General features: G+C 57.5%; 11 protein-coding genes. 6 read left to right on the top strand and 5 right to left on the bottom strand.

The genetic code is table 11. The annotated features are described in order from the left end of the window. The first annotated feature begins 90 nt into the window (after nt 1-90). The 5 genes from ACWAT4_RS42300 to ACWAT4_RS42320 all read left to right on the top strand — a co-directional run bounded on the left by ACWAT4_RS42300 (nt 91) and on the right by ACWAT4_RS42320 (nt 3,945). Entirely contained in the window at nt 91-1,089 is a 999-nt protein-coding gene (locus ACWAT4_RS42300; RefSeq protein WP_128930020.1) for an amidohydrolase family protein, read from the top strand. A 20-nt stretch (nt 1,090-1,109) separates the two neighbouring features. Then, entirely contained in the window at nt 1,110-1,499 is a 390-nt protein-coding gene (locus ACWAT4_RS42305) for a RidA family protein (protein ID WP_128930019.1), read from the top strand. Beyond that, entirely contained in the window at nt 1,496-2,155 is a 660-nt protein-coding gene (locus ACWAT4_RS42310; protein ID WP_206733112.1) for an RraA family protein, read from the top strand. The genes ACWAT4_RS42305 and ACWAT4_RS42310 overlap by 4 nt, the downstream gene beginning before the upstream one ends. Before the next feature lie 16 nt (nt 2,156-2,171). After that, nucleotides 2,172-2,837, top strand: a complete 666-nt coding sequence (locus ACWAT4_RS42315; RefSeq protein WP_128930018.1) for an RraA family protein — start codon at nt 2,172-2,174, stop codon at nt 2,835-2,837. A 313-nt stretch (nt 2,838-3,150) separates the two neighbouring features. Further along, nucleotides 3,151-3,945: a GGDEF domain-containing protein gene (locus ACWAT4_RS42320; protein ID WP_128930017.1), complete on the top strand. Its 795-nt coding sequence runs from the start codon at nt 3,151-3,153 to the stop codon at nt 3,943-3,945. 406 nt (nt 3,946-4,351) lie between these two features. Here the strand turns inward: ACWAT4_RS42320 and ACWAT4_RS42325 are convergent, their stop codons facing one another. The 5 genes from ACWAT4_RS42325 to ACWAT4_RS42345 all read right to left on the bottom strand — a co-directional run bounded on the left by ACWAT4_RS42325 (nt 4,352) and on the right by ACWAT4_RS42345 (nt 9,503). Continuing rightward, nucleotides 4,352-5,824 carry a benzaldehyde dehydrogenase gene (locus ACWAT4_RS42325; protein ID WP_232995548.1) on the bottom strand — a complete coding sequence of 491 codons (1,473 nt, stop codon included), beginning with the start codon at nt 5,822-5,824 and terminating at the stop codon, nt 4,352-4,354. A gap of 49 nt (nt 5,825-5,873) precedes the next feature. After that, on the bottom strand, nt 5,874-6,416 hold the full coding sequence (locus ACWAT4_RS42330) for a hypothetical protein (RefSeq protein ID WP_128930016.1): 543 nt from the start codon (nt 6,414-6,416) through the stop codon (nt 5,874-5,876). A 110-nt stretch (nt 6,417-6,526) separates the two neighbouring features. Then, nucleotides 6,527-6,895 (bottom strand): hypothetical protein, encoded by a 369-nt coding sequence (locus ACWAT4_RS42335; protein ID WP_128930015.1) that lies wholly within the window; start codon nt 6,893-6,895, stop codon nt 6,527-6,529. Between the two features lie 1,484 nt (nt 6,896-8,379). Beyond that, nucleotides 8,380-9,102 (bottom strand): MFS transporter, encoded by a 723-nt coding sequence (locus ACWAT4_RS42340; protein WP_128930014.1) that lies wholly within the window; start codon nt 9,100-9,102, stop codon nt 8,380-8,382. Between the two features lie 23 nt (nt 9,103-9,125). Beyond that, nucleotides 9,126-9,503, bottom strand: a complete 378-nt coding sequence (locus ACWAT4_RS42345) for a hypothetical protein (protein WP_128930013.1) — start codon at nt 9,501-9,503, stop codon at nt 9,126-9,128. A gap of 58 nt (nt 9,504-9,561) precedes the next feature. On the opposite strand from ACWAT4_RS42345, the gene ACWAT4_RS42350 reads away from it, so the two are divergent. Next, complete coding sequence (locus ACWAT4_RS42350) at nt 9,562-9,804, top strand: hypothetical protein (RefSeq protein WP_128930012.1); 243 nt, start codon at nt 9,562-9,564, stop codon at nt 9,802-9,804. Nucleotides 9,805-10,551 lie beyond the last annotated feature (747 nt).

A 10,551-nucleotide genomic window follows, 5' to 3' on the forward strand; every position in this document is an offset into this window, starting at 1 on the left:
AGGGCTTGCGACGGTCGCTTTTTAATTATACCATGTGGAAGATTTAGTGGTCGCAAGACCCGCGCTATCCATCCAGGGAGAAATGTCCGCATGATCATCGACGCCCACGCGCATCTCGTCGCGCCGCCGAGCTTCTACGCCCATCGCGGAAATCTCCAGGTCGCGCGCGGCCAATACGGCATCTATCACGCCAAGATCCCGGATGCAGAGCTTGAGAAATCAGCAGCCCAGAACGTGCAGATCATGGACGGCGTCGGCACCGACATCCAGGTTCTCTCACCCCGGCCTTTCATGATGCTGCATGGCGAGAACCGCTGGGACGACATCGTCAGCTGGGCGCAGGACAACAACGACATGATCGCACGCACGATCAAGTTGCACCCCAAGCGCTTCCGCGGCGTGGGCGGCCTGCCTCAAGCGACGGGCGTGCCGGTTGAAAAGATGTTCGACGAGATCAAGCGGTGCATCAACGATCTCGGCTTTCTGGGCGTGTTGATCAATCCCGATCCTTCGGAGGGGGCCGGCAAGTCGCCGCCGATGGGCGATTCCTATTGGTATCCCCTATACGAATTCCTCTGCGAGCACGATATCCCTGGTCACATCCACAGCTGCGCCTGCTGCGGCCGCGAAACGTATGACGAGCACTTCATCACGGAAGAGAGCCTTGCCATCACCTCGATCTCCCGGTCCGACGTGTTCAAGCGCTTTCCCAGCTTGAAGCTGCTGATCAGCCATGGCGGCGGCTCCGTGCCGTATCAAGTCGGTCGCTGGCGCTCGAATCGCCAAATGTTCGCCGCCGCCTCGGGGGCGAAGGCCGAGACTTTCGACGAGACGCTCAAGCGCTTCTGGTTCGATACGGTACTGCACTACAAGAAATCGCTGGAGCTGCTGTTCGACGTGGTCGGCGCCGATCGGTGCGTCTTCGGCACCGAGCGGCCGGGCAGCGGCGGCGGCATCGATCCAAATTCGGGCAAGCCCTATGACGACATCAGGCCGGTAATCGAATCGATCACCGAGATCAGCGAAGCTGACAAGAAGGGCATTTTCGAAGGCAACGCGCGCCGTCTGTTCGCGCGGCTTGACGTCTGACCGGTTGGGGAGGAGCAGCAATGACTGCACGCCGCAGCATCGAAATCGAAGGCTTCAGCCATGGCGCTCAGCCGATACCCGCAGCGTCTCGCGTCGGCAATATCGTCATGACCGGCGGTGTCTATGGGTTGGATCTCGCGGCAGGAAAGATTCCTGACGAGGTCGAGAAACAGGTTGAACTGATGTTCGACAATCTCAAGCGCATCATGGCGGCAGCCGGAGGTGCGATGGATCGCATCGTCAAGATGACGGTTTACGTCAAGGTTCCGGAAGCCCGACCGGCCGTCAACAAGCATTGGCTGGAAGCGTTCCCCGATGCAGCTTCGCGACCTGCACGGCATACATTCCAGAACGATCATCTGCCGGCCAACATGCTGGTCCAATGCGATGCCATGGCGGTTCTCGAGTGACCACCTCAACGACATCTGACATTGTCGCCAGACTGATGGAACTCGACACCTGCGCGGTGTCCGACGCGCTCGACAAGCTCAACTTGCCGGGCGCTGTCATCGGAGTCTCGGCCCTCACCGGCCCGACGCGAGTCGCCGGACGAGCCGTTACGACGAAGCTCGGCGCACCTCTGCCGAACCTCCCGAAACGCCACCTCGGCGCGGGAGCGGTGATGGCGGCAGAACGTGGCGACATCATCGTCGTCGAGCATCGCGGACGGACCGATGTGTCTGGCTGGGGCGGCCTGCTCAGCCTCGGCGCCGTCAAGAAGGGCGTTTCCGCTATTCTGATTGACGGCGCCTGCCGAGACCTTGATGAAAGTCGCGCGCTCGGGCTTCCGGTCTTTGCGCGCGCAGCCGTACCCGTGACCGCTCGCGGCCGGATCGCGGAGCATTCGTTCCAGGAGCCGATCACGTTCGGCAACGTCGCCGTCAAGCCGGGAGACTATGTCCTAGCCGATGGCAGCGGCGTGGTGTTCGTCGACCAACTCCGCGCCGAGGAGATCATCGCTACGGAGCCGAGGACATTTTTGGGCGCGAGCGGGCGATGGCGGCAGCCATCGATCGCGGCGAAGCGATCGGCAACGTCATGGCCGGGAACTACGAAGATATGCTGAAAGGGTAGCGCAGCAAATGACACAGGACGCGGCTGAAAACCTCAAGACATTCGGGGTGACGACCCTGTCAGATGCACTGGATCGACTGGGCATCGAGGGGCAGTGTCTCGGGATCATGCCGTTTGCGCGCTCGATGCGTCTTGCCGGCCCGGCCTTTACGATCCGAATGCTACCGACCGGCCAGAGCGGCGGTTCGGTCGGCGACTATATCGATGATGTGCAGCCCGGCCAGATCGTCGTCATCGACAATGACGGTCGCATGGACGCCACGGTCTGGGGCGACATTCTGACCCTGGTCGCCGACCGCCGCGGCATCGGCGGCACCGTCATTGACGGCGTCTGCCGCGATATCGACCGCAGCATCGAACTCGACTATCCGATCTATGCCCGGGCCAACACGATGCGGACTGGCAAGGATCGCGTCACTGCCGACGCCTACAATGTGACCGTGCAAATTGCCGGTATCCGCATCGCGCCTGGCGATTGGCTGGTCGGGGATGGCGACGGCGTGATCTGCATCCCGGCGAGCCGCGTCCAAGAGGTGATCGAAGTCGCCGGACAGATCGCAGCCGCAGAGGAGAAGATCCGCGAAGCCGTGCTGCGCGGCGATCGCCTCGACGAGACACGGAAGAAGTTGCGCTACCATGCGCTGCAAACGCGCGAGAGCGGCGCCAAGGCTTGAATTTAGAGACGCGTCTGCTCGGCAGACGATGGCTCGGCTTTGCGATTCACGCAGTTTCTGGCTTCAAGGAAGCTGCAGGCGGTCTAGAGGCCTGCCAATAGTGGAAATTAGCCCATGCATGTTGCGCATACCGGTCGTGGCAGCGGGCCTGCGCCGGGCGCGTGCCGGCAGGCGACTCGACAGGAGAGCGTCAATGCCTATTTCTGGCTCCGAATTTAACCTCCTGTTAGTAACGCTGTTAAGTCCCCAAGCATTTTAAGATGACGACCAGTCGATCCCTCCTAGGCTTTCAAAAAGTCACGGAGCGCGATTGATGAATGATCCCTTAATGACGTTGGGAGATGTGTACCGTCGGACGGTTCGCGACGTTGCGATCGGGCTTGTCTTAACTGTTCCGCTGGTTTGGCTAGCATACGCCTATCTGTTCGGACCGGAGGGCAACGTGAGCAGCCTTTATGCGACAGGTTGCGTCGCTCTGCTTGGTACGCTCGCCTCCATTGGAATTGGAGGCGCCATGAGCCTGCGCAGCAACCTGCTGCAGCAAAAGTTGATCGCGACCCAGGCCGAGCTCCTAAGACTTTCGAGAGTTGACCAACTCACCGGTCTCTTGAATCGAAGAGGATTTAACGAGGTTGCAGCCAAGGCTCTCGCAGAGGCATACGATCGTCACCTTCCCGCTATAGGCTTGATGATGGATATCGATCGGTTCAAGGGCATAAATGATCAATACGGTCATGATTTCGGTGATGCGGTGCTGGTTGAAATCGGGGACGTGCTCAAGTCGTTCGCGAAGGAGCATAGCCTCGTGATTGGCAGGCATGGAGGCGAAGAATTCGCGGCGCTGCTGTTGGGCGTATCTCCGAGCGATGCAGTTTTACTCGCTGAGCAGTTGCGGCAGGCTTGCGGGCAGAGAGAAGTTGCCCGAAATGGTGCCTTGACCAAGGTCACGGTTAGCATTGGGCTGGCGGTTTCCAAGGGAAGCGAGGGATTGTCGAAAGTACTTGGCCTTGCAGACGAAGCTTTGTATCGCGCCAAGCGTGCAGGGCGAGATCAGGTTTCGGTGCGCTATAGCGATACCATTGGCGTTTCCGCTTTGGGCTTCACCTAATCGTAGCAACCGCACTCTTTCTCCACGCGCGCGCAGCAGCCTCACTTGGCGCGAACTCCGAGACTCTAACTGCTGCTGGATGAAAATTCAGTGGCAGGTCAAGCCGCCGCGAGCGAGCGCTTCCTGCTATTGCTCAAAGCTAAGATCGGGATGGCCAAGGCTTTGGCCAATCTACCCAAAAAAGATTTGCGTGTGTCGAAGACAGACGTTGATCGAGCTTTACGAGTCCGGATCAACTCGATAGCCTTCGAACAGATCTTGCCTTGATCCGAAAAGAGAGGCCGTACTCTTGGTAGTAGAGTACGGCCAAGTGGGAGGGAGCTTGGTGAACACTCCGCCGGGAACTTAGAGAAACAATCAGCGCCACGGGCGCATTGGTCATTCAGTCAGTGATCGAGTGTCGAGTTTAGAGTGAATAGGGCTGCAGCTCAGCTTTGATCGTCACCCATTGCCATTGAGTGAACTCTTCCCAGTTAGCGATACCGCCGATCGATGTGCCATTGCCCGATGTGCCGGAGCCGCCGAAGGGATTGACCACATCGTCGTTGATCGTCTGATCATTGATGTGTAGCAAACCCGTTCGTAATTGCTCGCCAATTGCCATTGCCCTGCCGATGTTGCGCGAGATGATCACAGCAGAGAGCCCATATTCGGTATCATTCGCCATTTGCCCGGCCTGTACATCCGTCTCAAATGGGACAAGCACCGCGACCGGAGCGAAGAGCTCGTCACGATAGGCCGGATTGGTGGGTGAGATCTCCGCCAGCACGGAGGGCTGAAGAAACAGGCCCTCCGCCTTGCCTCCCGTTAGCAGCCGAGCTCCCTCGGTGACGGAGCGGTCAATCAGGGTTAGTGCATGATTTAGCTGATGCTGATTGATCATCGGACCGAGGGCAACGGAAGGGTCGAGAGGGTTGCCAACTTTCAAAGTCTTCGCATATCTGACGAGCGCATCGCTGAAAGCGTCGAAGATGTTTCTCTGCACGAGAATGCGTCCAGCGCTCATGCAAACTTGTCCTTGATGAAAGAACGCCGAAAAGGCGGCGGCACGAACGGCGGTATCCAGATCTGCGTCGTCTAGGATGATAAGTGAGTTCTTGCCGCCAAGTTCGAGGGACACCTTCTTGAGATGCTGTCCAGCCACCTGTCCGACCATTCGCCCCGCCCTGCTCGACCCGGTAAATTGGATCATCGCCACATTGGGGTCCTTGCACAGAGCCTCACCAGCATCCTCTCGACCGGGCAGCACCTGAAGAACGCCTTTCGGCACACCCGCCAATTCGAAGAGGCGCGCAATAACGAAGCCACCACAAATAGCAGTCCGCAGATCCGGCTTGACTACCACCGCGTTTCCGACGGCCAGGGCCGGCGCAATGGCGCGCTCGGCAAGGTAGAGCGGGAAATTGAAGGGTGATATCACGCCGATCACCCCGAGTGGGCGTCGCCGCACGAAGCTGATGCGCCCTCCCGGGCTTGGAAGCACGTTCCCTTGAGCTTGCGAGGGCATCGCAGCCGCAAGCCGGATTGCTTTGAGCGTACCTGCGAGCTCGATCTCAGCCTTCAAGCGGACCGCGCCGCTCTCTCGCATGATCCAGGTGACGATGTCATCCCTATAACGCTCGCCGACTTCGCACGCCTTTAGAAGTATGTTTTCGCGTGCATCTGGCGCCGTCGCGGCCCACGAGACCTGCGCCTGCCGTGCATTCGCAGAAGCGCTCCCAATGTCGACCGCGCTTGCAAGACCAACCTTACCAATCACCGCACCGGTCGCAGGTTCGACTGCCTCAAAGGCGGATTTGCTAGATGACCATTCGCCCGTGAAGAATTGCCCAGTCAGCACCGAGCCTGCCACGATGTTGTCGCTAACCATTTCTTTCATTCTCCAAAATGTCCCGGGTCAATTGGCGTCGAGCACGCTCGACTGCTTCTCAAGAGCCCTCACCTGAACGGCGGGGGCGGATTGTCCAGGTGCACTTCAGCGCAGCATGATAGGGACAGCCAGCCCATGCCTGATCCTCGGCATGACGTCCGATAAAGTAGGATGGAAACTGTTCATCAAGGACATTGATCCGATTACGCAGCTTCTTCCTGTTTTCCGCCGGCATACTGCTCCTTTGTTCCATGTAGCTGATCCGCGGATCAGGAAGGAGCGTCTTTGCAATCCAGGCCACGCAGCCCAACGATCGCGGTATGAGTACTTGAGCCAAGGGATGCGCCGGCGGAATGCCATGCGCCTTCAGCGTCGAAGGCAGCGCCATTGATCGCAACATCTGGTGACCCAACCACCGCAAGCCTGGCGGAAAATAGCGATAGCTGAACTGATCGAAGAGCGCGTTGACGATCAGATTCCCTCTCTCGGTCACTGATCGCTCCCTGCTTTCGAAATCCCGGCAAAATGCAACGAGACCGTCCCAGTCCTTAGGATACCCGTGTAAAGGTACGCCACCTTCGGCGACGAATAGCTTTGCCATCTCACCCCAAAACTTGTGAGCTGCTATTTTTGCTTCTCGTTGAAGCCCTTCAATCCCATCGCCTTGAATGCCAGATCCATGGCGATCGCCGTGAAGGCAAGCGTGTAGATCTAATCTTCGTGATCAGAAAAATCGCCCGGGTACTGTTTGGCATAATGGGCGTGGAGCTTGTTGATGTTTTCGACGGATTTGATGGTGCGATCGTCCTGAGGACCGTAATACCACCAGGTTGTGTTGTTGATTCCGGTCTGTTCGGCGCGATGAGTGGCTCTATAAAGAAGCTTTCCGCCATCCTCGCGCCAAACGGCCCGAGCGCCCCACTCAGTCACTACGAAGTTGGGAAATGTGAAACAATACGAAAAATTCTGTATGAAATCCGTCAGGCCGTAACAGCTGGATAGCCGCCAAATTTCAGCATAATCGACGTGCGGATCGAGTTGCTCGATCCTCCTGTTGATCCACTTGTAGCCCTTCTTCATGATCGTTACTCCGCCATTCCATGACTTCGCGGCTTGGCGCGGAGCTCGGCTTGTACAAAGAGCCGCATCGCATACGCAGGGAGTCGACCGGCGTTTCCCCAATGCGCGCAACCAGTAGCGCAGACACGAACTTCAAACTGATTTTGCAAAGGCGATTGAGCACCTAGGCGGCGCTCTTGCAAAATGCGGTGCCGCGACAACTCGTGCCGGGGCCCTGCGCAAGCTGCGGGAGGAGCTTGCCGGCGGCTGTGCATCGACTTGAGTGAGAAAAATCGAAAGCGCGCGGAAACAGGCGACCAATCGGGACGTCGCTCGAAATGAGCTACTCGGTCAAGCGAACCAAATGTTGGCTGATCCTTAAGACCAGCACACACAATCCGGACGCTCCGACTTGAGCCTGACGGAGCCTTCGACTGCTCGAACAGGCGGACTAAGCCCATCGGACGGATCCTCCTATATGTCAGTTTTGACTTATAGTAAGAATACATCAGGTTATCGCATATGGCAATCCTTACATATTACCTGCCGGTGGACCAACCTTATGTTTTTCTGTTTCTGCTCAGCAAAGCGGAATTCCCGAATGCGGGGCGGCGAGGTGTGTACCGCGCTCGCCGATTGCCTGATTGAAAGGTATGAACGCGAAGAATTCGCCGTGGCAACCGCCGAGCAGTAGCGGCAAACAAGAAGGTAGGAAGAAGTTACCACGATTGCCCTATCGAACCTTAGTCGGCATCGACGTGATCACGGATGGCGCGATGGCCGCCTAGGCGATGAGACTTCCCTGGCGATGCGGTCACTTTATTCGGCGAAAGGATCGTAGACTTCGCACTTCATGCGAGCTTAGACGGAGGTGCCTCCGTCGATGTTCTTGCGCAGCTCCGAGGAAAGAACGTCCGGACTTGTGTTGAACGTTAATATCTGACTTAACGATGCGACCAGCGAGTGTCGTCGCGAAAACCGAACAACGAAATGGTCAAACATCAGATTAATGCTCACACCTTTGGTCAACTCGAAGAACCGAGACTGACATCCGAGATGTTGTTGTCGATAGCAAAGCTCGCAACCCTGCTCCAATTCGAACCATGCCGTCTCCGGAGCCGGCGGATCATTATCAGCTGAATGCCGCCCTCTCGGCAAAAGCGATCATGGCGACTGCGCCTTATGTGCATGTCGCGGAAAGGGTCGTGATTGTGCCTGACGCAATCACCCTATTCGGCGTAACAGCGGCGAGAGAGCGTCCCCGCGAGAACGTATTGGCGGAGAGGCCTCTTTGAGCCCGGCCCCTATACCTCTTTCGACATCTCTCGCTCGCACCGGTGCCAGGCACCTGGGGAATTTGCCAAAGGGGTTGCGTCGAATTGGATAAAAGCGAATGAGAACTTGGCTGCTCGCAGAAACTAGATCGGCATCTCAACGTCTTTCAGCATTTCGAATCCGCGCGTAGCGTTGGCTCTCGTCAGGCTCCGGCAAGCCAAGAGATCTGCCTACTGGTTTAGCTGCGGCAACGGCTGGATAGCGGATGTGGCTCTCTGTGATGCAGCAATGAAGCAGCAGAGAGCAATGAGATCGACGGCCGCTGCCGCCGACCCGAGACCAAGATAGCCAGTCGTCTGGACCAATGTCCCGCCCAGGAGCGGTCCAATCATGTTGCCGACCAACATGGCTGGGGTCGCAGCAACCGCGCGCCCGGTGAGATCAAGGCGCGCGAGATGCCCGAAGACAAAAGTATGCGTGAACAACATTATGAACGGGAAAACGACCGCTCCGACCGCATACGGCAAGAAACCGCTAGAGCAAGAGATTAGGACAGCTACCGCTCCCTGCAGCAGGGTTCCAGTCATCGCGACCCGCATCGGCGGAAGCCGCTTTTGGAGAAACGCGGCGAGCAGGGTCGGTGTCATAGCCACCAGACCTAACGTGACCAGAACGCTTTGGATCTGGACAGGCGACAGTCCGCGATCGGTGCCCATCGGTTGTAGGAAACTGAATATCATTGCCTGGACGAGCGACATCAGGACGATTCCAGTGATAATGAACCACACAGGGCGTGTGAATCCAGCGGCATCCCTGACGAGGTCTTCGCTGATGGAAGCAGAGGGAAAGAAGAAAGTCGCTATTGCGGCTGCCACGGCCGTAACTGCGGCAAAGACCTCAAAGATGGCTGGTGGACCGAATTTCGTGATGAGAGTCGCCGATGCGCCGAGCAATATTACCGCGAAGACTCCAAGCGTTAACCCCCCCATTGCAAAGACACGATGTGGGTTATCCGTGCGACTCCTGTCGCCAATCCAGCGACGAAGTGGCCAACTGCCAGAATGCTAAATTCGGTGAAGCCGGCCATCACATAGAAGGTCCCGGCACTGATGCCGAAGCCCAGCGTCGGCATCCAGCGCCCCGGAGCGCGATGGAAGAATGGCGATAGTGTAACGCTTGCAAAGACCATGGCTCCTAGAAAGAGGGTCGGAAGCGCCCCCGCTCGCGCCGGTGAAAACGCATATTCCGAGATCAGAACACCGACCCAAATCGGAAGTGCGGGCTGGTCTATCATCCCAGCCATGTGCCCTGTCACTAATGAAATCTTTGACCCCAACGAGTTAATCTGCGCCATTTTTTCCTCCCGTATGATAGTCGGCCCTCGTGAATTGCAGCTCCGCACCGATGCAGGCATGATGAAGGCATCCGACAGCTATGGAGAGCCGCGACGCTCGCTCCCCACTGCCATCGAAACTCTTGAGCTGCCGGCGCGCGCCTCACAGAGTGCTTTGCTATCCATCGAGAGCATCATGGATGAGAGCTCTAGACGGGACGATTGCCCGTTGCTTCAACTAGCCATCGCGGCCAATTACCAATGGCATCTGCACAAAGCGCAGCTGCTTGCGAAAATGGCTTCACCGTTGATCAGCAATTGAGGATACCCAGCACCGGTCAGAGCGTTTGGTGCAGAGTTCGGACGTCATTCCGAACAGGTCAGGTGCGTCCACCCCCGAGCGGCAATTCACGGCCTTCCTCCATATGTCATTTATTACTTACTGGCTAGCAGGCATGAACATATATGTCAAATCTGACGTATGGATGCGCGTGGCCGGCAACTATGCAGAACCGCAAAGAGCGCCAGATTTGAAGCTTGGGGCTTTTGTTGTGCCCACGAGAATACGCCGATTGGGACGGCTGATGTCGTCGCATTCGACAACGTCTGGCAGGAGAGCAGACCTGATAAGAAGGTCTACGACATTGCTAGCAGTGGTCTTGTTCTCGACCATACCCATGTTGCGCCGTGCGCTTTCATAAGCACGGTCGGAAACGCACGTCCGAGCCACGTCGACTGTAGCTGGGCCGAGTTCGACGCGTCACCGGCATTCTGAGACGAGACCAATGTGCCACGCTCCTGATCAATTCAGTGGCGCTGCGCTTTCGATAGCCGTGGACGCTACGGGAGAGACATTCAGGACGATGATGTGGCGAGCTTTTTTAACGTCGTTCTGGTGCTCGGTCTCGCGATCGATTGTTTGATTCTCCTAAGGACCATCACTCGGTAGCTCGACAGCTACGGCGGTGACATCATTTCACGACGCTCGTGGATTGTGAAAGCGCGGTGAACGTCGTGCGACGCTGCCGGCAATCGCCGATCGTCGTGCACCGGATCGCCAAGCCCGAAG

Source organism: Bradyrhizobium sp. T-1, from assembly GCF_053592855.1.

Excerpts from the sequence above, each read along its gene's own strand:
- ACWAT4_RS42335 (WP_128930015.1), bottom strand. The coding sequence starts at position 6,895 with ATGAAGAAGGGCTACAAGTGGATCAACAGGAGGATCGAGCAACTCGAT.
- ACWAT4_RS42315 (WP_128930018.1), top strand. The coding sequence starts at position 2,172 with ATGACACAGGACGCGGCTGAAAACCTCAAGACATTCGGGGTGACGACC.
- ACWAT4_RS42300 (WP_128930020.1), top strand. The coding sequence starts at position 91 with ATGATCATCGACGCCCACGCGCATCTCGTCGCGCCGCCGAGCTTCTAC.
- ACWAT4_RS42330 (WP_128930016.1), bottom strand. The coding sequence starts at position 6,416 with ATGGCAAAGCTATTCGTCGCCGAAGGTGGCGTACCTTTACACGGGTAT.
- ACWAT4_RS42345 (WP_128930013.1), bottom strand. The coding sequence starts at position 9,503 with ATGGCGCAGATTAACTCGTTGGGGTCAAAGATTTCATTAGTGACAGGG.
- ACWAT4_RS42305 (WP_128930019.1), top strand. The coding sequence starts at position 1,110 with ATGACTGCACGCCGCAGCATCGAAATCGAAGGCTTCAGCCATGGCGCT.
- ACWAT4_RS42325 (WP_232995548.1), bottom strand. The coding sequence starts at position 5,824 with ATGAAAGAAATGGTTAGCGACAACATCGTGGCAGGCTCGGTGCTGACT.
- ACWAT4_RS42350 (WP_128930012.1), top strand. The coding sequence starts at position 9,562 with ATGATGAAGGCATCCGACAGCTATGGAGAGCCGCGACGCTCGCTCCCC.
- ACWAT4_RS42320 (WP_128930017.1), top strand. The coding sequence starts at position 3,151 with ATGAATGATCCCTTAATGACGTTGGGAGATGTGTACCGTCGGACGGTT.